The following is a 21,059-nucleotide window of genomic DNA, read 5'->3' as shown; positions in this document are numbered from 1 at the left end:
CCCGGCGTCGGCGAGGGCGCACCGGGGCGTCGCTCGCGGGCCGAGTCGCGCCACGGTCGCGTCGTCCGGTCGAGCACCGATACCGCCACCGGCCTGCACCTGCTCGGCACCATCTTCGCCGCCGCGCCGCATCAGCGTTCGCGCGGCCGCGGCGACGGCGCGCTGAAGCTGGCCGCCGAGGACCTGCGCGGCGCGTATCGCGAAGGGCGCGAAGGAAATCTGGTCGTCTTCGTGGTCGACGCCTCCGGGTCGATGGCGGCTCGGGACCGTCTCTCCGCCGTCACCGGCGCCATCGTCACTCTGCTGCGCGACGCGTATCAGCGGCGCGACAAGGTCGCCGTCGTCTCCGTGCGCGGGCAGGACGCCGAACTCGTACTGCCGCCGACCTCCTCGGTCGACATCGCCGTGCGGCGCCTGGCGGGCATGCGCACCGGCGGCAAGACGCCGCTCGCGGCGGGCCTGGTGAAGGCGCGCGAGATCGTGCTGCGCGAGCGGGTGCGCGATCCGCGCCGCCGCCCGATGCTGGTGCTGCTCACCGACGGTCGCGCCACCGGCGGTGTGGACCCACTCCCGCGCGCCCGCGCCGCCGCGGCCAGGCTTGCCCACGAGGCGGTCACCTCGATCGTGGTCGACTGCGAGCGCGGAATGATCCGGCTCGGGCTCGCCGCCGAACTGGCGCGTGAATTGCGCGGGGGATATTTGAGATTGGCTGAGCTGACCGGGGATTCGGTCGCGGATGTGGTGCGGGCAGGGTCGGGGCGGCTCGGGTCCGCCCCGCGCGCCGCGTGATGTGCGACACCCTGAGTTGGTTCGGTCCGCCTCGTTCGGGCACCGAGCGGGCGCTGGGTGGAGCGGACGTGGCCGACTTCGTGCGTCGAAAGTCCGGCGCGCGAACACAGGTAGTGGCGCGGGCCGGCGGATGATGTGGGCGGCTCGACGATGAGTCGTGGACTGACAAGGAGATTCGATGCCCAAGGGCGTTCCGGAGACCGTGCCCGACGACGGGCTCACCACGCGGCAGCGGCGCAATCAGCCGGTGCTCGCGGTGCACACGGGGCCGGGGAAGGGTAAGTCGACCGCCGCGTTCGGGATGGCGTTGCGCGCCTGGAACCAGGGGTTCGACGTCGCGGTGTTCCAGTTCGTGAAGAGCGCCAAGTGGAAGGTGGGGGAGGAGGCGGCTTTTCGCGCCCTCGGCACCTTGCACGAGCAGACCGGCGTCGGCGGCTCGGTGGAGTGGCACAAGATGGGCGAGGGGTGGTCGTGGACCCGCAAGGCGGGCACGGACGAGGACCACGCCGCCGCCGCGCTCGACGGTTGGCGGGAGATCGCGCGGCGGCTGCAGGCCGAGCAGCATCGGTTCTATGTGCTCGACGAGTTCACGTACCCGCTCAAGTGGGGGTGGGTGGATGTCGACGAGGTGGTGCAGACACTGCGCGGTCGACCCGGCAACCAGCACGTGGTGATCACCGGCCGCGACGCGCCGCAGGCGCTGCTCGACTGCGCCGACCTGGTCACCGAGATGACGAAGGTCAAGCACCCCATGGACGCGGGCCGCAAGGGCCAGCGAGGCATCGAATGGTGAACCGCCGCACCCTTTCTCGGGCCTCGCACTGCCTTTGGGGCCCTAGAGCGGGTGCGGATCCCGAGAGCGGGTGCGGCGGTCCCTGGCAAACCGTGCCGGTCGTGCGGGAGGGAGGTGAGCGGTGGGCGGGGAAGTGCGTGCGGTGGTGATCGCCGCGCCCGCCTCGGGCAGCGGAAAGACCACGGTGGCAACGGGTTTGATCGGAGCACTGCGGCGCGCCGGTCACCGGGTCGCCCCGTTCAAGGTGGGGCCGGACTACATCGATCCGGGCTACCACGGGTTGGCGGCGGGGCGGCCGGGCCGCAATCTCGACCCGGTGCTCGTGGGCGCGGAACGTGTTGTGCCCCTGTACCGGCACGGTGCGCGAGACTGCGACCTAGCAGTGGTCGAGGGCGTGATGGGATTGTTCGACGGCCGCATCGACGCCAACCACGCGGGCCCGGTCGCCGAGGGCTCCACCGCGCAGGTCGCGAGCCTGCTCGGCGCCCCCGTCGTGCTGGTGGTGGACGCTCGCGGACACAGCCAGAGTCTGGCCGCGCTGCTGCACGGATTCGCGACCTTCGACAGCGGCATCCGCCTCGGCGGAGTGATCCTGAACCGAGTCGGCAGCGAGCGCCACGACCAAGTGCTCCGCGCCGCCTGTGACCGAGTGGGGCTTCCGGTGCTCGGTTCGCTGCCACGAATGGCCGAACTAGAGGTGCCCTCCCGGCATCTCGGGTTGATTCCGGCAGTGGAGCACGGTACCGCCGCGACCGAGGCGGTGTCGGCGATGACGAATCTGGTTGCGGCACATGTGGATCTAGCCGCGATCGCCGCCCTGGCCCGTTCCACCGCCACCGGTCCGATGTGGGATGCGGTGGCCGAGGCGCGCGGGCTGGGTAGTGCTGGCCATGGTGGGCAGATTGCCCGGCATGATGGGCCTGTCTCGGCGCTTGGCGGTCGGGTTGCTGGGCTTGGCGCTCAGGTCGCCGGGGATGGCCAGCAGACCGCTGGGGATCGCATGCCGGCAGCCGGGGATCATGGACCGGTCGCTGGGCTTGGCAGGCAGGTCGCCGGGGGTGGTGGACCTGTCGCTGGGCTTGGTAGGCAGGTCGCCGGGGATGGTGGGCCGGTCGCCGGGGGTGGTGGACCTGTCGCTGGGCTTGGTAGGCAGGTCGCCGGGGATGGTGGGCCGGTTGCTGGGGATGGCGGGCCGGTCGCTCGACATGATGGGCCGATGGCCCGAGATGGCGGGCAGGCCGCTGGGCATGGCGGGCAGGCCGCTGGGCATGATGGGCCGGTTACCGGGCATGACGGGCCGGTTACCGGGCATGACGGGCCGGTTGCTGGGCATGATGGGCCGGTTACCGGGCATGACGGGCCGGTCGCTGGGCATGATGGGCCGGTTACCGGGCGTGATGGGCTGGTCGCTGGGCATGGCGGGCCGATGGCCCGAGATGGCGGGCAGGCCGCTGGCCATGGCGGGCCGGTTGCCGGGCGTGGCGGGCCGGTCGCTGGGCATGATGGGCCGGTCGCTGGGCGTGGCGGGCCGGTTGCCGGGCGTGGCGGGCCGGTTGCTGGGCATGATGGGCCGGTTGCCGGGCGTGGCGGGCAGGCTGCGGGGCGTGGTGGGCCGGTCTCCAGGCATGACGGGCAGGCTCTGTCGGACGAAGCGTCGCTTGATGCTGTTGGGAGCGTTGGTGATCGGACGCACGGTGTCGGTGGATTCGACGGGTTCTCCCCCGATCGAGCTGATATCGCGCCGCTGAGCGCTGCGGAGCACGGCGGCGTCGTCAGCTCGGGGCCGTTGATTGCAATGGCCGGTGGGCCCGCGTTCACTTTTGGCTACGCGGAGCATCGTGAGCTGCTGCTGGCTGCGGGTGCGCAGGTGGTGGTTTTCGATCCGCTGCGGGACGAATTGCCTGAGGGCACGGCAGGTTTGGTGTTGCCCGGGGGGTTTCCCGAGGAGCATGCGGCCGAGCTCGCGGCGAATACCGTGCTGCTGGGTGCGGTGGCGGCGCGGGCGAAGAGTGGTATGCCTGTGCACGCGGAGTGTGCGGGGCTGCTGTATCTGACGCGTTCGCTCGACGGGCATCCGATGGCGCGGGTGATCGACGCCGACGCCGAGTTCGGGCCGCGACTGACCCTCGGGTATCGGGATGCGGTGGCGTTGGCGGATTCCCCGCTGTGGCGCGCGGGGGAGCGTGTGCGCGGGCACGAGTTCCATCGGACCCGCCTCGTCACGGCCGCGTCGGACGCCCCGGCCTGGGGTTGGCACGGTAGCGACGGCGCACGCGTGCGGGAGGGTGCGCTCGTCCAGCGCGTGCACGCCTCGTACCTGCACACCCATCCCGCCGGAAACCCCGACGCAACAGCGCGTTTCGTGGCGGCGGCAGTCGAGTACGCGGGTATCCGTGCCAGCCGCTGAGCGCCTTCGGTGGAGCGACAACTGCCACCGTAGTGCGCAGCTGCGTCGCGTCGGTACCGGCGCAGTGTGGTACGGGCGCGATTTCGTACCGACGCGAGCGGTACAGGCGCGATTCGGTACGGGTGCGGTGCGGCACCGGCGCTGTTCGGTACCGGCGCAGTTCGGTACGGGTGCGAGTCGGTACCGGCGCAGTTCGGTACGGGTGCGATTTGGTACCGACGCGAGCGGTACGGGTGCGATTCGGTAAGGGTGCGATGTGGCACCGGCGCGATTCGGCACCGGCGCGATTTGGCACCGGCGCGGTTCCGGCACCGCGGGATCTGGGCGTGACGGTGATCAATGCCTGAGCTGATCGTCGGTCTCGGCCTGCGTCCTGGTACTTCTGCGGCATCCATCGTCGCAGCGGTACGTAATGTGCTGGGTATCAACCGGATCGGTGGGCTCGCGACCATTGATCGCCGGGCATCCGAGCCCGGCCTACTCGATGCGGCGGCCGAGCTAGAAGTGCCGATCCGTACTTACACCGCCGCCGAATTGGCCGAAGTGCCTGTCCCGCACCCGGACTCGCGAACGCTGGCTGCGGTCGGTACACGCAGTGTCGCCGAGGCGGCGGCCATCCTCGCCGCGGCAGGCGGCACCTTGGTCGTGCCGAAAACCACCATCGACGGCGTAGTCGTCGCGGCGGCACTCGTCGAAACGTGAAACTCCGCCACTGCCGCACTGCCGCACTGCCGCACTGCCGCACTGCCGCACTGCCGCACTGCCGCACTGCCGCACTGCCGCACTGCCGCACTGCCGCACTGCAAAGGCCAGTGCGCCGAACCCACTGAGCCCGACCGTATCCGGTGGTTTGATGACGGGGTGGATATCCGAGGGATCGATAACGTGCTGGTTCCCGTGGGCGACCTGGACGCGGCGGTGGAGTTCTACGCGAACCGGCTGGGGCTTTCGGTGCGGTTCACGGTGCCCGAGCGTGGCATCGCGCTGTTCGGGGTCGCGGCGGAGACGCCAGGAATCATGGCGATGGTCGATCCGGCCGCCGGGCAGGGCGCACCACCCGCCATGCGGGTCTGGCTCGAGGTGCCCGACGCGCGAGCCGCCGCGGCGGAGCTCGAAGGGCACGGCGTCGAAATGCTCACCGCGCCCTTCGAAGTCACGACCGGGTGGAGCGTCGAGGTGTCCGATCCGTGGGGCAACGTGATCGGCTTGACCGACTACGTCAAACGTCCCGAACTGGCCAGACCCGCATTCTGACGCGAAAGCCCTACGGCGCGACCGAACCCCAGTCGGCGAAGCCGGTGGGATCGTGCCGGCCCATGCTGGCGTGCTCGAACAGTCCCCAACCCTCGGCGTCGCCGCAGCGGGCGTGCGCCACGTGATCGATCACGCCGTAGGGCGTGCGCGCGACGATATCGGGGGCGGTCATGTCGTAGCGGCTCGACAGGGACCAGTCGCGGCCCTTCCACTGGCCGTGTCCCCAGTCCGGATCGCCGCCGTAGCCGCAGCCGACATGCAGCGGCACGCCGGTGCCGGTGGTCACCTCGATCTCGAGCGGCTTGCCGTCCTTGGTCGTCAGCTCGATCCGGGCGCCGACGGGATGCCTTGTGCCGGAACGATAGTCGATGGACACGCGCGGCCAGCCGAGCTGTTCGGTGCTCCCGTCCGGCCAGACCCGCACCGCGTCGTTCAGCGTGCGGGTTCCGTCCGGGTCCTCCTGCATGATGATCACCACGGCGAAGTCGTCGAACCGCAGCGGCGTGTAGATCCACCAGAAGCCGCCCGCCGGTTCGCTGGCCACCCGTCCCGGCGGCTCGTTCTCGCCGACCGGCCGGATGCCCCACGAGCGGTCGCGCGTGCCGGTCCAGATCGCCGGGTCCACCGCGATGTCGTCGCCGTCGACCTGGATTGTTCCGGACCACGAGCCCAACTGGGCGAAGCGCGTCGCCTGGATGATCGGACGGTTGCCGGCCAGGATCAGGTGCGGCTGCTCCTGCACGGTGGGGAAGGCGCCCTCCCAGGTGAGATCGCACGAGAGGTCCTCGTGCTCGCAGATCACCCGGAGCCGTTGCAACGGCTCGACCACCTCGATCCGGTAGCCGCCGACCCGCTGCTCGAGGCCGCGCTCGCCGAGCGCGTCGGAGAACCGAACGGAACGCTGTACGTCCCCCCGACGGATGGCCAGGTAGCCGTCGGTCACCCCCAGGTTCGGATACACCCCGAATCCGGTGATGAAGAACGTGCCGCCGTCGCGGTCGTGACCGTTGAAGTAGCTGCGGTCGTAGAAGTTTCGGTCGGTGCTGGCCACCCGGGCCAGCGACAGTCCGGTCTGGTGAATCGGATACTCGTCCAACGGAACTGGCATGGCTGATCTCAATCCCACTCGTAGGTTCCCTCGAGCAGCCGCTCCAGGCTCGCTCGATGCATGACATAGTCGTCGCGGTCGGGGGTGTCGGTGTCCTCCCCGAAGTGGATCATCCGGCGCTTCACCCTGGCCATCACGATGCCGTGCCGCAGCGCGGCGTAGACGATGTGCCAGTCCAGGTTGCGCACCGGATGACCGGTCAGCTCTTCGTATTTCGCCACGACGTCGGCGCGGCGCAGGAAGTCGGGCAGGCCCGGTTGATCGAACCGGGTGGCGATGTCCTGGAAGAACCGGTGGATGAAGATGACCCATGCCACGTCGAGTTCGCGCGGGCCCAACGCGGCCATCTCCCAGTCCAGCACCGCCGCCGGCTCGAAATCGCGGAAGATGATGTTGCCGGGCCTGGCGTCGCCCCAGCTCAGGACGTCCGGGCCGGGGTCCTCGGGCCAGTTCTCCTCCAGCCACGCGAAAGCCCGCTCCAGCAGCGGGATCTCGAAGCCGTCGTCGGCCAGTGCCCAGCGGTACCAAGCCTTTTGGGCCTCGACGTGCCTGCGCAGCGACTGTCCCGGGCCGCGCAGCGCGGGAAAGTGCAGCGCCGGATCCGCGATGGCGTGCACCTTCGCGATCACCTCGACGGTGTTGGCGGTGAGCAGCGCGCGCTCCTCGGGCGTCGCGTCGAAGAGCCAGCCGATGAACACGTACGGCGGATTGTCCGTCGGCACCCGCCCGTCGACCCGCTTCATCACGAAAAACGGTGTGCCGAGGGGCTTCTCGTCCTCCTCCAGCCAGCACAGGCCCGGCACCGGCACGTCGGTGTGCTCGGCGACCCCGGCCATCACCCGGTACTGGGTGGCCAGATCGTAGGTCTCGAACACCGGGAACGATCCGGGCTCCGGCGCCATCCGGGCGACGAACGAGCCGCTCTCGTGTCGTCCGTCCACGCTCCACTCGGCGTCGAAAAGGATGGAGGTGCTCGACATTCCGCCCGACTGCGGCCGGGACAGATTGGAAACCTTCGGGCGGTGGTCGGCGGAGACCCGCGAATCCAGCCAGCGCGCCAGGTCCTCGGCGAGCACGTCGAGATCGCGCTCGCTGACGGTGAGCTGCTGCCGCTCGGCGGGATCCGGATCTTCGGCCATCGTTGTCCTCCTGACGCCATGAACCGCGGGCGCGCCTCGGCCCAGCCCGCATCGGCGGCGCTGCGCCGCGATACGCGACAGTAACGCGTTCCAGTTCCGCGGCGGGCGGAAAACGAGCGACGCCGCCGAACCCGCTCACTGTCCGGAACCGGGCCTTGACATGCGAGTACCTCGCCTGCGCTCGGTCCGGCGCGGCTAGGGGCGGACTACGTCCGGCCGCGCCTGTTCTGCGGCTACCTCGCCTGCGCTCGGTCCGGCGCGGCTACGGACGGACTTCATCCGGCCGCGCCTGTTCTGCGGCTTCCTCGTCTGCTCGATCCGGCGCAGCTATCGACGGACTGCGTCTGACAGCGCCCGCTCTCGAGTGCCTCGCCGGCGCGGCGACTGACGGACTGCGTTCGGCTGTGCCCGTTCTGTGAGTGCTTCGCCTGCGCTCGGTCCGGTGCGACTGTCGCGGGTCTCCGTCCGGGTGTGGCTACCACGTACGCCTCATGGCCGACGCAAAGACCAGGGATTTCCTGGAGGCGCCCGGACCGGCTGCTCGATACCGTCGACCTCCGTGGAGATTTCAAGGTGAGGGGTGCGTTGTGAGTGCTGTCAGTACGGAGTCGGCCGATCGGGGCACCGTCGCGAAGGACCCGGACGACGACGGAGCATCGGATACGCGCTGGAATCCGTTGACCCGCATCGCCTTCCGGTTCTGCTTCGTCTACTTCGGCCTGTTCTGCCTAATTTTTTCGCAGATCCTGTACGTGTTCACCGGCCCGCTGGGCCCGAAGCTCCCCGAGCGCGCGATCCTCGGCCTGCTGTACACGCTGAGCCCGATCTGGGAGTGGGTCGGGCGGAATGTGTTCGACACGGAGGTGCAACTGCACCTGGATTCGGGCAGCGGCGACCAGGCGATCATCTGGGTCTTCGTGTTCTGCATCCTGGTGGTCGCCGCGTTCACGACGGTGCTGTGGTCCGTGTTGGATCGCCGCAGGCCCAACTATGACCGGCTGAGCACCTGGTTCCTGCTTGCCATGCGGCTGTGCCTCGGCGGGCAGATGCTCTTCTACGGCATGGCCAAGATGATTCCCACCCAGATGCCGGAGCCGTCGCTGACGACCCTGCTCACGCAGTACGGTGATCTCACCCCGATGTCGGTGCTCTGGACGCAGGTGGGCACCTCGCCCGTCTACGAGATGCTGCTCGGCTCCGCGGAGGTGCTCGGCGGACTGCTGCTGTTCCTGCCGCGGACCGCGACGCTGGGCGCGATGATCAGTCTGGTGAGCATGGCTCAGGTGTTCATCCTGAACATGACCTTCGACGTGCCGGTGAAGATCCTGGCCGGCCACCTCATGCTGCTCTCGCTGGTGGTGCTCGCCCCGCAGGCCCGGCGGCTGGCGAACATCCTTGTCCTGCAACGCTCTTCGGATCCTGCCACGCAGCCGGAACCGTTCCGTTCGCGTCGCGTCCGGCTGATCGCGGTCGGCGTGCAGGCGGTGCTGGCCGTCTGGGTGCTGCTCGGCGTGGTGCAGGACGGCATGAAGTTCTGGAAGGAAAGCGGCGGCGCGCCGAAGCCGGAGCTGTACGGAATCTGGACGGTGTCGGAGTTCAGCCAGGACGGTCAGCCGCTCCAGCCGTTGCTCACCGACCAGAACCGTTGGCAGCGAGTGGTTTTCGACGTCGGCGGCATGACGTATCAGAAGATGGACGGCACCCTGGTGCCCGTCGTCGGCACGGTCGACGCCGAGGCGCACACGCTCACGGTGTCACAGGTGGCGGGCACTGTCTCGCCGGGCCAGGTCGCGCAGCCCCAGCCCACGCAGATCGCCACGTTCACCTTCACCCGGCCCGTGCCCGACCGGCTGCGCCTGGAAGGTCAACTCGACGGCCATCAGGTGACGCTGTCGCTGGAGCAGATGAACCTCGACTCGTTCCCGCTGCGCCGCACCGGCTTCCAGTGGGTCCAGGACTATCCGCACTTCAGCTGACGCTCAGCCGGTGACGCTGCCCACCTGGTTGCTCCAGTTCGGCGACGACTTGTAGAAGTCGCCGCCCGGACGGAACGCATCCCGTGCGGCGGCGTCACCGCGCAACTGCGCCATCAGCCAAGCCGTCGGATAGCCGAGATATCCGTACACCCCGACCCGGCACGGGCTGGACGCGGCGGCGCAGTCCGGTTGTCCCTGCACATCGTTGTGGTCCGGCCCGTTCAGCGTGCCCCATGCCTTCGTCAGGTTCGCCGGAACGGCCTCGTAGTAAGCCTGATTCGACTGCAAGCCCTCCAACTGCCACGGCAGCAGCTGCCGCGACGGCGAGATGATGCCGTCGGCGGACCCATTCACCAGGAACACCGAACCGGTTGTCAGCGAACGGGTGTCGGTGCACTTGGCCGCGTTGGAGCAGAACCGCTGGGCGGCGATCTCCAGCGGCACAGCGGTTTTGATCGCCCCGCCCGAGTCGCGTAAGGCGTTCAGCACACCGGTCGCGCCTTGCGAGTGCCCGACCGCGCCGACCGCCTCCCGGTCCAGCTTCCCGAAGAACACACTCGCCGGGTCCTCGTCCTGTGCGAGCAGGTAGTCCAGCGACTTGCGGATATCGACGCCCGAACCGGTTTGCTGGTTCTCGGTGCCGATCACGACGAAGCCCCACGACGCCAAATGCCGCAGGAGATGGGCGTATTGACTCGGTATGGCGTCGGACCCGTTTCCCCACAGCACGATCGGGTGGCGCTCGGTGCCGAGATCGGCCGGGTACCAGAGGTCGAACTTCGCGCCGGTGGTGTCGCAGCACCCGAACCCGAGCCGCTCGTTCACCGCCGCCGGGCCCGGCTCGAAGTACGTCGACTCGACGCCCGGCGCAGGCACGTAGGGGGCCGGATCGGCGTGCGCCACCGCGCCGGTGACCAATGCGATCGAGACCATTCCCACCTGTACTGCCCGACGCCAGCGGTTCATGCGCCGAGTATAGGAACGATCGACGCCGATGCCCGGCACGGCGCACCCGCGACCGGCGGCTGTTTTCCGCTGGTCGAGCGCGGCTCGCGCGGGTTCGGCGGCCGCCGTGGCGTCGTCGTGGTCGGCAGCGGAACGGTCGCCCAGCCGCACACCAGGACCACCTGCCGCGCACCAGATGCGGCAATGTCACGGCTAAGTTCTTCGGCGCGCTGTAACTGCAGTATTACGAAAAAGTCGGAAATTCGAGCAGCTGTGGATAATATGCGGCAAATATGCCGGGCGATATTTGGCACGTCATCGCTGGATCGAAATGTTGCCGACGGCCGTTCGGGGAGGTGGAAGACGGTGGCGGCGAACATCTTCGGGCATGCCCGTTATCAATTCCATCTGGTATAGTTCTGTCGATCGTCGCCAAGGGGCTGCACGCGCGCTTCTTGTGGAAGAGTGACTGATTCGGGGGTTTTGTCCGATGCGATGGGGGCCTGTGCGTTTCGCATCAAAATATGTTGTGGCCAGATGTTCCAGATGTCCTTCGCGGGTGAACGATGGGTTGTCGGGTCGGTAAAAATGTCAATGGCATCGACCGAGCGGGGGCATCGCAAGCAGGCGATAGGAACTTAGCTATGGGAAATTCTGCTGAGGTATGCGTAGGCAACATCGAGGAGTCCATAATCCACAGATGGGTCAGCGCAACGGTTCGATGTCCGGTGGAACGCATGTCGGTCGCCGATTTGCTGCCTTCGGATTCGCCCCGTATCTCTGGAGAGAATCGAGCACACATAAAGCGACTGGTGGAGTCGGAGACGCCCTTACCGCCTATTTTGGTCCATCGGCAGACGATGAAAGTTATCGATGGCATGCACAGGCTGCGTGCGGCAGAAATGCGTAGGGACAACGAGATCGACGTAAAATTCTTCGATGGTGACGCTGCGGACGCCTTTGTTTTGGCGGTGCACGCCAATACCGCGCACGGTTTACCGCTGTCGCTCGCGGAGCGGAAATCGGCGGCTACTCGCATCATCGGGGCGTATCCGCAGTGGTCCGATCGGCTCATCGCCTCCGCGACCGGTCTGTCCCACAAGACTGTCGGACGGTTGCGACGCCGTGCAAGTGGAGACGTTCCCCAGTTGCACGGGCGGGTAGGGCAGGACGGTCGGGTCCGCCCCTTGGACAGTGCGCAAGGCCGGCGGGTCGCCGAGGATATTATGCGTGAGGGCCGCGATGTCTCGCTGCGTGAGATAGCCAGGATCACCGGTCTTTCGCCCAATACGGTACGAGCCGTCCAGGCTCGGTTGCATCGTGGCGAGGGTCGTACGACCTCGCTGCGCGCCGCCGACGCGGCCACCATCGCCCTCGTCGGCGATGGCGGGGCCGATTCACCTCCGGCGAGCCGACCGGCCCAGGACAGCGCCCGGGACAACGACACGACGTTGGGGCCACATTCTCTCGAGACAGCGAATATGTCGAAAGAAACAGTCAGTTATCTCCGGACGCTCAAGGCGCTACAGAATGATCCGGCCATCAGACTGAACGAAAGAGGACGTCTGCTATTACGGCGACTGCAGCTGTGGTCGAAAGAAGTCGATGAGTGTGAGCAGCTGCTCACGGGTCTGCCGGAACATTGCGGCGACATCATATCGAAACTTGCGAGACAAAACGGCAAGAAATGGATTGAACTGGCGGAACGGCTCGAGCGGCGAAACGATCCCCACGTATCGGCGTGACTGCGTCCGCACAGCTGAGCGCATGGCCGTTCGCGAACGGGCATGATCAGTCGACGGTCGCCGCGCCGCACTTTCCGGAAGCGTGACACGTGAGCGCTTCGGTGTCGACTCGGAATTAATGGCACGGCGACATACCCTGGCCGGCCATACCGTAGCAACGCTGCCTCGAACGGCAGCTGACCCTCCGTCCCTACGCCCTCGAATTACCCTTGGATAAACCATGATTCGGTGGCCGCGGAATGTACGAAGGGCCGGAAACGACAAACCTTGACAGTTCGGGGCATAGACCGAGTACATTAGCTTTTCATCAAATCCACTGCACTGGGGAATAGCACCCCATCGTCGTTGGGCGGCGTGTGCGACACACCGCGGCCGTTGAGTCGATCAGCGCCAGGGCCCGCTGCGGCGGCGTAGTCCTCGATCGAACAGTCAGCGCCACAACCTTGGGGGCAGATATGCACCGACTTCCGAGCACGTTCGAGTTCCAGACCTCCGTCGAGACCATTCGAGCGCACCACTGGCGTTCGTATACGGACACCTACAAAGGCTGTGAGTTCGAATGTCAATACTGCCTTTACAAGGGACCCGGCGAATACGGGCGCCACGTTCGTCCGTCCGGTGGTTCCGTTCCGGCGCGCCGGGATCTCGGCATTGTCGATCTCGGTACGACGACTGATCCGTACCAACCGATCGAGGCGGAGCAAAAGCTGACTCGAACTATTCTCGAAGCCGCCGCCGCGACGGAAATCCCGCTTTTCGTGCTCACCAGGGGCACGCTGGTGCTGCGCGACTTGGATATATTGCGCGACTTGTCCGCGGCGGGGCTGGTGGAAGTATGCGTATCCATTATCACGCTGAACGAGGCGATCACGTCCCGGATCGAACCGGGTGCCCCGAGCCCCACGGAACGGCTGCGGGTCGCGGAACAGTTGGCGGCGAACGACATTCCCGTCGCGTTCCACGTGGCGCCGTTGATTCCGGGCCTGGACACCCCGGAGAACCTGGCCGCGATGGGCAAACGCCTCGCCGAAGCCTGCGGCAGCCATATATACAGCGCGATGCTCGGTGCCCGCAAGCCGTACTGGGCGGTTTTCTACCAGGGCATGGACGCGATCGCCGAGCATTGCGGCTCGTTCGAGACCTTCGAGAAGGCGTACCCGAGGGACCTCGACTTCAGCCGCGTTGCCGCCGACACCTGCGACTTCGAGCATGCGCTGCCTGCCCTCACTCCGCTGCGCGACGGTGCCAGGGCCGGCGGCGCCACCTATGTCTCGGAGAACTACCCCTTCCTGACGACCGGACCGCAAACGGGCGGAATCTACCGATGGAAGTTGCCGACCGTGTACGACATGGCCTGCTGGATCGGCGAGCGCGGGACGGTCGCCGAATGGCCCGACTTCCTCGCGTGGTATCGCGGCTTCGCGCCGAGTGATGGACTCATCGAGCTGGTCCGATCGCTCTGGGACAGCGGTGAGCTGTTCCTCGGCACCCGCCTGGCCAAACAGAACGGGGGTTACGTCGCATCCGAGGAACTGCTGTTGCCCGCCCACCACACTCTCGTCGCCAAGCGTGCGCCGGTGGCCTGACGGACCGAACGGACCGTGCACGAGAGAAGGAGCGGGACGCGACGATGACGCACTCCACAGATGAGCAGGCGATCGAGCCCAGCGGTGAGCCTTTCGCCACGCTGGAGGAGATCTACGTTCGCGCGCGGGAACGCCTGGACGCGGACGCATGGGCGGTGCTCGACGGCGGCGCCGGTGCGGAGCAGACCCTGCGGGACAACCTCGCCGCGCTGCGCAGGTGGAGCTTCCGCCCGAAGTATCTGTCCGGTGTCACCAACCTGATCACCAGCACTACCTTCGTCGGCATCGACCTGGCCTTCCCCGTGCTGACCGCGCCGATCGGCGGCGACGGCTTGTTCCACGAGCGCGGCCAGTGCGAGACCGCCGCGGCGACAGCCATGGCCGGAATCGCGCCGGTGATCTCCGAGGCATCCCGATTCTCCCTGGAGACCGTGGCCGCGGCCAGCGACGGACCGAAGGTCATGCAGCTGCACGCGTGGGGCGAGCCGGACGAGTTTCTTGCCCTCGCCCAGCGAGCCTGCCGGGCCGGATACGCCGCGCTCTGCGTCACCATCGACTGTCCGACTTTGGGATGGCGGGAACGCGCCATGTCACGCCGATACCTCGTGCCCGAGGAGCAATGGAGCGGCAATTATCCCGCTACCGGCGCGTCGGCAGCGCACCGGCTGATCTCCGGGTTCGGCTCGGACTGGACCTGGGAGACCCTCGCCCAGGTGCGGCGGCGGCTCGAGGTGCCGTTACTGGTCAAGGGCGTCCTTACCGCAGAGGACGCCGAGTTGGCGGTCGGCGCCGGGGTGGACGGGATTGTGGTGTCCAATCACGGTGGCCGACAACTGGATTGCTTGCCTGCCACCATGGACCAGCTGCCAGAAGTCGTGGACACGGTACGGGGCAGGGTGCCGGTGGCAGTCGACGGCGGGATCCGGCGCGGCTCCGATGTGCTCAAGGCCCTCGCGCTCGGCGCCGATGTGGTTCTGGTCGGTCGGTTGACGGCAATGGCTCTCGCGGCCGGCGGGGCGGTCGCGCTGTCTGCGGCGCTGCGCCTGTTGCGCGCGGAGTTCGAGCGGTCGATGCTGCTCGCCGGTCGGCGCTCCCTCAAGGACATCGATCGGTCGATGGTGCGGTTGAGTGCGGCGGCGGCGCAATGAGCGAGCGAATCAGGTGGACAGTGTGGTGCGGCGAAGGGAAGGAGCCGAGATGACCCACTCCGGCAACACGATTGATTGGCAGGTGATGGCCGACAAAATCGTCCCGGACGCCCGAGCCCTGATGCACGGGAAGCGGATCGATGACTGCGCTGACACCTTTGATCTGCTCAGCCCACGCGACGGGACCCTGCTGTGCACGGTCCCATCCTGCGGCCAGGCAGAAGTGGACGACGCGGTGGCGCACGCACGCGCCGAACAACGGCTCGGCTGTTGGCCGCGACTCACTCCACGCAAGCGCGGCGAGGCGCTCGGCGCATGGGCGGACGCGATCGAGGCCGAGCGCCTCGACCTGGCGCTGCTGGTCAGCCTCGAGACCGGGAAGCCGATCAGGGACGCGGTCGAGATCGATCTGCGCGGCGTCGTTCGGGCCATTCGCTGGTACGCCGAGCTCGCGGACAAACTGCACGGAGATCACCCCGCCGTCGGCGCGAACGATGTGGCGCTGGTCAGCCGGGAGCCGGTCGGGGTTGTCGGAATCTTGCTGCCGTGGAATTTTCCGTTGGCGCTGATCGGCTACGACGTGGCCCCCGCGTTGATGCTCGGCAATTCGGTGGTCGTCAAGCCGTCGGAGCGGGCGCCGCTGTCCGTGCTGCGCTGCTGCGAGCTGGCGGTGGAGGCGGGCGTCTCCAGGGATGCGCTGAGCGTCGTCCCGGGTGTGGGTCGCGAGACGGGGCAGGCGATCGGTCGGCATGCCGATATCGATTCGGTCGCGGTGACCGGGGCGGCGGCGACCGGCCGGGCGATCATTCGCGCGAGCGGGGAGAGCAATGGCAAACGCGTCTGGCCGGAGTTGGGCGGAAAGTCGGCAGCCGTGGTGTTCAAGGACGTCCGTGACATCGACGCGGCGGCGCACGCCGTGGCATGGGGCGCGTACTTCAATCAGGGCGAGATGTGTACGGGCTGCGCCCGAGTGCTGGTCGAGCGGGAGGTGTATGCCGAGTTCCTGGACGCGGTGAGTGCCGAGATCGACCAGCTGCGGGTGGGTGACCCGCTCGACTGGGCGACCTCGGTCGGTGCGCTGACCACCGACCGCCAGCTGCGCGACGCCCAGTTGGCTACCGAGGAGGCTGTGCTGGGCGGCGGCCGAGTGCTGCGGGGCGGTATGTCGGTGGCGCCGGTGGCCGGTGGCCGGTACTTTGCGCCGACGCTGCTCGCGGACGCCCCGGAGTCGAGTCGAATCTTCACCGACGAGGTGTTCGCGCCCGTCGCGGCTGCCCGGCCGTTCGACGACGTGGATGACGCGCTCAGGGTGGCGTTCTCGTCCGGATATGGGATGGGAATCTCGGTGTGGACGTCTTCGATAGATACCGCGTTTCGGGTGACCCGCGCGGCGAAGGCGGGCATCGCCTGGATCAACTGCTTCGAGGGCGACGACCTCACGGTGCCTGCGGGCGGCGTGGGCAGGTCCGGGTTCGGCCGCACCAAGGGAACAGCCGTCCTGGATAAATACTCAGATGTGAAGACCACCTGGGTGCACCTGGGGGACGAATGACGGCGAGGTTGAACGGCCCGGAGCTGCCAAGCTATGTGCTTACCGTCATAACGAGAGATCTACAGGATCGCCGCGCCCGGTGGAACGCTGAGCGTGTGCACGGCCGCCCGCGTCCAAAGATCAGCGCGTGGCGCCCGATGTCGTCCGGCGATCGGGCGATGGGCTTGCTGGTGTCGGTCGACCGATTCGGCAACGTGTCGCAGACGGTGCCCTGTGACAGCCCCCAGGGCATCCTCGCCGTGACCGACGGCTATCTCATCGCGCGACATCATGTCATCGAACTATGGAGCAGGGACCTCACCTACAAACACGACTTCACGTCGCATCCGTGGTTCAACGACGTGCACTCGCTGCGGGCGTGGAAAGACGGGATAGTCGTCGCCTCTTCGGGTACGGACTCGATCATCGAGGTTACCTCCGACGGCGAGCCACGCTGGCTGTGGTGGGGCGCTGAGCACGGCTTCGACACAGACACCTTCGGCAGCGGACGGACGCTCAGCAAGTCCGGGGATCACCGCGAGATCGTCTACGACACCTGGCTGCAGGCGACACATGTGAATTCGGCGTTGGCACTGGGTCCGGCCACGGTGCTCGCCACGCTCTTCCACCAGGGTTGCCTCGTCTGCATCGACCGGGGCACCGGCCATACCTGGCCATTACTCGAAGGCCTGGCGCGACCGCATGCGGTTCGGTGGCAATCCGGCATGCTCACGCTCGCCGACACCGTGAACGGCACTGGACTCGTGTGCCGGATAGCGGGTGCGCAGGGTGTCGCGGCGGACTGCCGTGTCGAGGTGGATCGCCACATCGCGGTGCGGACGAGATGGCTACAGGACTGGCATGCCCTGGCGGACGGCGTATTCGTGGCTGTGGACGGGGAGCGACCCGCTGTGGTGTTCCTGACCGCCGACGGTACCGTCATCCGACGCGACGAATTCGATCCGGAATGGTATCTGTACGAGGTAGCGCTGGATTAGACGCCGCTCAGGACGCGCCGGGGGAGAAGATGGCGGGACCCGCGAAGTCGAGGATGCGCTCGATGTCCCACGCGTGATGGTAACCGTCGTGTGCGTTGTTGCGGGCGACGTCCTGCGCGCGCTGCGGGCCTCGTGCGTCGTGCCGCAGGACGACCCCGTGCCGCAGGGCCGCGGTGACCGACGCCGACCAAGCGGAAACCGCGCGTTCCAGCGACCAGAGCGCGGCCGCGGGAGCGATGTCGTTGTAGTGGCGGGCCTGCGCCAGGAGGTCTGGGTCGTAGCCGAGGATGTCCGTCGCCTCGGACAGTCGAGCACCGGCGAGGCCTTCGGCCCAATGACGCAGATTATCGACGACGTGGCTGATGTAGGCAGCTGGGTTCCACGCCAATTCCGGGTGGCGTTCATGTCCCGTGTATCCGTCGAGCAGCTCGCGATAGCGGGCAGGCAGCCCAGTAACGATCCGAATTGCTTCCTCCGGTGTCAGCGACCAGTTGAATCCGCAACCGGCACAGGGATCGCCATATAGATCCGCACCCCATTTTTCCACAGCGGTAATCCTTTCCGATCCATTACCCGGCTGATATGTCAGTTGTCGCCGACGGTGGGTCAGCGTATCCAATGTTTCGAACGTGCGTCGAGCCGCCTTGAAATCGGGCTCTACGTGTGGGATGCTCGATTTCACGCGCAGTTCTGGAGGGGTCGATGGCAGCCGCATTCTTGGGATTGAACATTCTGCATGACACCTCGGCAGCGATAGTTGTCGACGGTGAGCTGGTCTGCGCCATCGAGGAAGAGCGATTCAATCGTGACAGGCACACGAACGCTTTTCCGGTCGCCGCAATCGAATATTGTCTCGAGCAAGCAGGCATTCGCCGTGCGGATCTCCGCGGGGTCGGCCTCACCTTCGATTACGGGCAATTCAAGGGCAATGACAATCCCTTCGACAAGAACCTCATAGACCACGACGACCTCGGCCCCGCCGGGCGCGAGCTGATCGCGGCACAGAACTTGGCAACCTGGCGCGAAGCGAGAAATCAACTGGAACGAAATGGTCTGCCAGACGCACGTTATTTCCGGCATCACCTGACGCATGCCGCATGCGGTTACTATCTCAGTGGCTTCGATGAGGCGAGTGTGCTGGTGATCGACGGCCGTGGCGAACGCGAATCCACTTCGCTGTGGCATGCCTCCGGTGTCGGCATCGACCATCTCGAATCGTATCCGGTGTCTGATTCGATAGGACACCTGTACACCTATGTGACGAGCCTGTGCGGACTGTATGGAAAGAGTGGGCTGCGTGGCAAGAGCGACGTACCGGACCACGTCGCATACGTCGGCAACGAAGGCAAGACAATGGGGCTCGCCGGGTACGGTTCCGGCAAGTTGAGCTTCGATGACGTATTGACCTTCGACGCGGATCGATATCATATCCACCTCGACAAGTTGCGGAATCTCGATATATACCGTGTGCCGCTCGGGCAGCCCGATGCGAACTCCAGGGAGCTCGCATATTGGGTGCAGCAGAAGCTGGAGGAGGCCTATCATTTCTTGGCCGCCCGCCTGGCCGCGCGCACCGGGTGCCGGCAGTTCGTGCTGGCCGGCGGAGTGGCGTTGAACTGCAATGCCAACGCGGCGCTTGCCACGTCGTCCATAGCCGATGAGCTCTTCGTCCCACCGGCCGCTCACGATGCGGGCGCGGCGATAGGGGCGGCCTCTCTGCAATGGGTCGAATTCTCCGGAAAGGCGCCGACAGTTCCGGTCGACCAGATATATCTCGGGCCGTCCGTCGACGAGGATTCGGTCGCCGACGCCATCGCGAACAGTGGCGTCAGCCGAGTCGCGAAGGTCGCGGATCCGGCCGGGGTCGCGGCGGCGGCCATAGCGGACGGCCTTGTCGTCGGATGGTGTCAGGGCCGGATGGAGTTCGGCCCGCGGGCGCTGGGGAACCGTTCCATTCTGGCCGATCCGCGGGACACGAATATACCCAAGAAACTCAACACCCTGGTGAAGTTCCGAGAGCCGTGGCGCCCCTTCGCGCCTTCAGTGCTCGCCGAGCAGACCGCGGAATGGTTCGAGGAGGCAATGGATTCCCCATACATGCTGCTTTCCATGAATGTCCGGTCCGACCGCAGAAGCTCGGTTCCGGCGATTACCCATGTCGACGGCAGCGCGCGGGTCCAGACGGTCACCGAGGCCGCGAATCCGCTCTATTATCGACTGATCGATTGCTTCCGAAATATTACGGGTGTGCCCATGGTCCTGAACACCTCGCTGAATATTCGGGGCGAGCCGATCGCCCGTACTCCCGCGGATGCGGTGCGTTGCTTCACCGAATCCGGTCTCGATGTACTCGTCGTCGCCGACATGGTCATGTGGAAGGACGACGTCAGGGTGGATCTCGAGGGTCTCGGCGCCGGTCACATCCGAGCTCATGAAGTGTGAGGCGGGAGCATCGTCCAGCCGATGCTCCGGCGCCTTGCCGGAGTGCGTGGCTCGGCTCCGATGCGCACTGTAATGCGATCACGTGACAACGGGCGGCAATGGCCTGACGCGACTGACGTCGGAGGTATGTCGCCGTGGTCTGCCGAACTCGCCGGACGTCTCGATGAACACGTCTTCGACAGCGCGTTGCTGCGCGACAATCCTTTGCACGATCCGCACGAACGACCGTTGTGGGTATACGTGCCACCGGGCTACGAGGATGATGGCGACCGACGATATCCGTCGATCTATGTAATTCAGGGCTACACCGGTCAGCTCGAGATGTGGCGAAACCGGATGCCGTTCCGGCGCCCGTTTCCGGAAACCGCCGACGCGGTCTTCGCGGCAGGCGAGGCGCCGCCGGCGATCATGGTGTACGTCGACGCCTGGACCACCTATGGTGGCAGTCAATTCGTCGACTCACCTGGTACCGGCCCTTATCACGCATACCTCTGCGACGAGGTCGTCCCGTGGGTGGACGCGCACTATCGCACGGCCGCCGATCGCGATCGGCGCGCCATCATGGGCCACAGCAGTGGCGGACTCGGTGCGATGATCACGCCGATGCTCCGCCCAGATCTTTTCGGCGCCTTGGCAACTCACGCCGGTGACGCACTCTATGAGTATTGCTGCCTGCCCGGATTCGCGAACGCCGTGCGTCATCTACGAGCGTACGACGGCGATATTCACCGTTGGTGGAGGGATTTTCAGCAGCGGGTGTCGTTCACCAAACCCGAAGACCAGGACCTGATCGGACTGTACGGGGTCGCGGCATGCTTCTCGCCGGGCACGGACGGCCGCCCGGAGCTACCGTTCGATCCGCGCACCGGCGTGTTGAAACCTGCTGTCTGGCAACGGTGGCTGGCCTGGGACCCGGTCCGCATGGTGCCGAACCACGCCGCGACCATGCGGTCGATGCGGGCGATCTGGATCGACGGCGGCACCAGGGACGAATGGTATCTAGACCTCGGCGCCGCCGCCTTCCATCAGGCACTACTCGACGTCGGCGTGCCGTCGGACAACATGAATTTCGAGCTGTTCGACGCCGCACACGGTGGCACCGACTATCGCTACCCGATGTCGCTGGCCTGGCTGGCGAAGCGACTCGACGCCCCGGCGGGGCCGTAGCAGAGGCCGTTGCGCCCCCGCGCGTGCTGGG

The 21,059-nt window shown here is 66.8% G+C and carries 19 protein-coding genes and 2 pseudogenes; 15 read left to right on the top strand and 6 right to left on the bottom strand.

Annotated elements, in window-relative coordinates:
* The 3 genes and pseudogenes from ON39_RS22095 to ON39_RS47495 form a co-directional block, all read left to right on the top strand.
* Window positions 1–789 (top strand): vWA domain-containing protein (locus tag ON39_RS22095; protein ID WP_040737216.1); only part of this gene is annotated, 789 nt, incomplete at its 5' end.
* 178 nt (window positions 790–967) lie between these two features.
* Window positions 968–1,582 (top strand): cob(I)yrinic acid a,c-diamide adenosyltransferase, encoded by a 615-nt coding sequence (cobO, locus tag ON39_RS22090; protein ID WP_040737215.1) that lies wholly within the window; start codon window positions 968–970, stop codon window positions 1,580–1,582.
* 142 nt (window positions 1,583–1,724) lie between these two features.
* Window positions 1,725–2,450: pseudogene (locus ON39_RS47495) on the top strand (cobyrinic acid a,c-diamide synthase CobB); the annotation flags it as partial.
* Here ON39_RS47495 and ON39_RS49700 read toward each other — a convergent pair.
* Window positions 2,382–2,789 (bottom strand): hypothetical protein, encoded by a 408-nt coding sequence (locus ON39_RS49700; protein ID WP_169335905.1) that lies wholly within the window; start codon window positions 2,787–2,789, stop codon window positions 2,382–2,384. The pseudogene ON39_RS47495 and the gene ON39_RS49700 overlap by 69 nt on opposite strands.
* On the opposite strand from ON39_RS49700, the gene ON39_RS50770 reads away from it, so the two are divergent.
* The 4 genes and pseudogenes from ON39_RS50770 to ON39_RS22065 all read left to right on the top strand — a co-directional run bounded on the left by ON39_RS50770 (window position 2,788) and on the right by ON39_RS22065 (window position 5,243).
* Window positions 2,788–3,330, top strand: coding sequence for a hypothetical protein (locus ON39_RS50770; protein WP_169335904.1), 543 nt, complete (start codon window positions 2,788–2,790; stop codon window positions 3,328–3,330). The two genes, ON39_RS49700 and ON39_RS50770, sit on opposite strands and share 2 nt — an antisense overlap.
* Window positions 3,331–3,365: 35 nt before the next feature.
* Window positions 3,366–3,989 (top strand): annotated as a pseudogene (locus tag ON39_RS50765) (cobyrinate a,c-diamide synthase); the annotation flags it as partial.
* 339 nt (window positions 3,990–4,328) lie between these two features.
* Window positions 4,329–4,691: a cobalamin biosynthesis protein gene (locus tag ON39_RS22070; RefSeq protein WP_040737209.1), complete on the top strand. Its 363-nt coding sequence runs from the start codon at window positions 4,329–4,331 to the stop codon at window positions 4,689–4,691.
* Between the two features lie 183 nt (window positions 4,692–4,874).
* Window positions 4,875–5,243 carry a VOC family protein gene (locus tag ON39_RS22065; RefSeq protein ID WP_246002926.1) on the top strand — a complete coding sequence of 123 codons (369 nt, stop codon included), beginning with the start codon at window positions 4,875–4,877 and terminating at the stop codon, window positions 5,241–5,243.
* 10 nt (window positions 5,244–5,253) lie between these two features.
* Here ON39_RS22065 and ON39_RS22060 read toward each other — a convergent pair whose 3' ends face one another.
* Together ON39_RS22060 and ON39_RS22055 are read right to left on the bottom strand one after the other, a co-directional pair.
* A complete protein-coding gene (locus ON39_RS22060) occupies window positions 5,254–6,351 on the bottom strand; it encodes an Rv3169 family protein (RefSeq protein ID WP_040737205.1) in 1,098 nt (365 codons plus the stop codon).
* Window positions 6,352–6,359: 8 nt separating this feature from the next.
* Window positions 6,360–7,490, bottom strand: coding sequence for a phosphotransferase family protein (locus ON39_RS22055; protein ID WP_040737203.1), 1,131 nt, complete (start codon window positions 7,488–7,490; stop codon window positions 6,360–6,362).
* A gap of 587 nt (window positions 7,491–8,077) precedes the next feature.
* Between ON39_RS22055 and ON39_RS22050 the strand changes: the two genes are divergently transcribed.
* Window positions 8,078–9,466, top strand: coding sequence for a hypothetical protein (locus ON39_RS22050; RefSeq protein WP_040737201.1), 1,389 nt, complete (start codon window positions 8,078–8,080; stop codon window positions 9,464–9,466).
* 3 nt (window positions 9,467–9,469) lie between these two features.
* Here ON39_RS22050 and ON39_RS22045 read toward each other — a convergent pair whose 3' ends face one another.
* Window positions 9,470–10,432, bottom strand: coding sequence for a poly(ethylene terephthalate) hydrolase family protein (locus ON39_RS22045; RefSeq protein ID WP_146251141.1), 963 nt, complete (start codon window positions 10,430–10,432; stop codon window positions 9,470–9,472).
* Entirely contained in the window at window positions 10,429–10,791 is a 363-nt protein-coding gene (locus ON39_RS48930; protein WP_146251139.1) for a hypothetical protein, read from the bottom strand. The genes ON39_RS22045 and ON39_RS48930 overlap by 4 nt, the downstream gene beginning before the upstream one ends.
* A gap of 357 nt (window positions 10,792–11,148) precedes the next feature.
* On the opposite strand from ON39_RS48930, the gene ON39_RS22040 reads away from it, so the two are divergent.
* The 5 genes from ON39_RS22040 (at window position 11,149) to ON39_RS46055 (ending at window position 17,419) form a co-directional block, all read left to right on the top strand.
* Window positions 11,149–12,156 carry a ParB/RepB/Spo0J family partition protein gene (locus ON39_RS22040; RefSeq protein WP_063713382.1) on the top strand — a complete coding sequence of 336 codons (1,008 nt, stop codon included), beginning with the start codon at window positions 11,149–11,151 and terminating at the stop codon, window positions 12,154–12,156.
* 455 nt (window positions 12,157–12,611) lie between these two features.
* Window positions 12,612–13,742, top strand: coding sequence for an SPL family radical SAM protein (locus ON39_RS46060; protein ID WP_051186916.1), 1,131 nt, complete (start codon window positions 12,612–12,614; stop codon window positions 13,740–13,742).
* Between the two features lie 44 nt (window positions 13,743–13,786).
* Complete coding sequence (locus ON39_RS22030) at window positions 13,787–14,890, top strand: alpha-hydroxy acid oxidase (RefSeq protein ID WP_051186915.1); 1,104 nt, start codon at window positions 13,787–13,789, stop codon at window positions 14,888–14,890.
* A 49-nt stretch (window positions 14,891–14,939) separates the two neighbouring features.
* A complete protein-coding gene (locus ON39_RS22025; protein WP_040737234.1) occupies window positions 14,940–16,442 on the top strand; it encodes an aldehyde dehydrogenase family protein in 1,503 nt (500 codons plus the stop codon).
* Between the two features lie 158 nt (window positions 16,443–16,600).
* Window positions 16,601–17,419 (top strand): hypothetical protein, encoded by an 819-nt coding sequence (locus ON39_RS46055; protein ID WP_110293610.1) that lies wholly within the window; start codon window positions 16,601–16,603, stop codon window positions 17,417–17,419.
* Between the two features lie 7 nt (window positions 17,420–17,426).
* Here the strand turns inward: ON39_RS46055 and ON39_RS22015 are convergent, their stop codons facing one another.
* The gene (locus ON39_RS22015) at window positions 17,427–17,966 is read right to left on the bottom strand and encodes a DinB family protein (RefSeq protein WP_146251135.1); all 540 of its coding nucleotides are present in this window, start codon (window positions 17,964–17,966) and stop codon (window positions 17,427–17,429) included.
* A gap of 155 nt (window positions 17,967–18,121) precedes the next feature.
* Between ON39_RS22015 and ON39_RS22010 the strand changes: the two genes are divergently transcribed.
* Window positions 18,122–19,861, top strand: coding sequence for a carbamoyltransferase family protein (locus ON39_RS22010; RefSeq protein ID WP_083894617.1), 1,740 nt, complete (start codon window positions 18,122–18,124; stop codon window positions 19,859–19,861).
* A gap of 126 nt (window positions 19,862–19,987) precedes the next feature.
* Window positions 19,988–21,028: an alpha/beta hydrolase gene (locus ON39_RS22005; RefSeq protein ID WP_040737197.1), complete on the top strand. Its 1,041-nt coding sequence runs from the start codon at window positions 19,988–19,990 to the stop codon at window positions 21,026–21,028.
* Window positions 21,029–21,059 lie beyond the last annotated feature (31 nt).

Origin of the sequence: Nocardia tenerifensis NBRC 101015 (assembly GCF_000308715.1) — a bacterium.
Lineage (GTDB): Bacteria > Actinomycetota > Actinomycetes > Mycobacteriales > Mycobacteriaceae > Nocardia > Nocardia tenerifensis.
The sequence above is the reverse complement of the archived record's forward strand: the minus strand, read 5'-3'. Positions and strand labels throughout refer to the sequence as shown.

Excerpts from the sequence above, each read along its gene's own strand:
- ON39_RS22045 (WP_146251141.1), bottom strand. The coding sequence starts at position 10,432 with ATGAACCGCTGGCGTCGGGCAGTACAGGTGGGAATGGTCTCGATCGCA.
- ON39_RS50770 (WP_169335904.1), top strand. The coding sequence starts at position 2,788 with ATGATGGGCCGATGGCCCGAGATGGCGGGCAGGCCGCTGGGCATGGCG.
- ON39_RS22040 (WP_063713382.1), top strand. The coding sequence starts at position 11,149 with ATGTCGGTCGCCGATTTGCTGCCTTCGGATTCGCCCCGTATCTCTGGA.
- ON39_RS22005 (WP_040737197.1), top strand. The coding sequence starts at position 19,988 with ATGTCGCCGTGGTCTGCCGAACTCGCCGGACGTCTCGATGAACACGTC.
- ON39_RS48930 (WP_146251139.1), bottom strand. The coding sequence starts at position 10,791 with ATGTTCGCCGCCACCGTCTTCCACCTCCCCGAACGGCCGTCGGCAACA.
- ON39_RS22030 (WP_051186915.1), top strand. The coding sequence starts at position 13,787 with ATGACGCACTCCACAGATGAGCAGGCGATCGAGCCCAGCGGTGAGCCT.
- ON39_RS46055 (WP_110293610.1), top strand. The coding sequence starts at position 16,601 with ATGGGCTTGCTGGTGTCGGTCGACCGATTCGGCAACGTGTCGCAGACG.
- ON39_RS49700 (WP_169335905.1), bottom strand. The coding sequence starts at position 2,789 with ATGTCGAGCGACCGGCCCGCCATCCCCAGCAACCGGCCCACCATCCCC.
- ON39_RS22010 (WP_083894617.1), top strand. The coding sequence starts at position 18,122 with ATGGCAGCCGCATTCTTGGGATTGAACATTCTGCATGACACCTCGGCA.
- ON39_RS22055 (WP_040737203.1), bottom strand. The coding sequence starts at position 7,490 with ATGGCCGAAGATCCGGATCCCGCCGAGCGGCAGCAGCTCACCGTCAGC.
- ON39_RS22070 (WP_040737209.1), top strand. The coding sequence starts at position 4,329 with ATGCCTGAGCTGATCGTCGGTCTCGGCCTGCGTCCTGGTACTTCTGCG.
- cobO (WP_040737215.1), top strand. The coding sequence starts at position 968 with ATGCCCAAGGGCGTTCCGGAGACCGTGCCCGACGACGGGCTCACCACG.
- ON39_RS46060 (WP_051186916.1), top strand. The coding sequence starts at position 12,612 with ATGCACCGACTTCCGAGCACGTTCGAGTTCCAGACCTCCGTCGAGACC.
- ON39_RS22060 (WP_040737205.1), bottom strand. The coding sequence starts at position 6,351 with ATGCCAGTTCCGTTGGACGAGTATCCGATTCACCAGACCGGACTGTCG.
- ON39_RS22025 (WP_040737234.1), top strand. The coding sequence starts at position 14,940 with ATGACCCACTCCGGCAACACGATTGATTGGCAGGTGATGGCCGACAAA.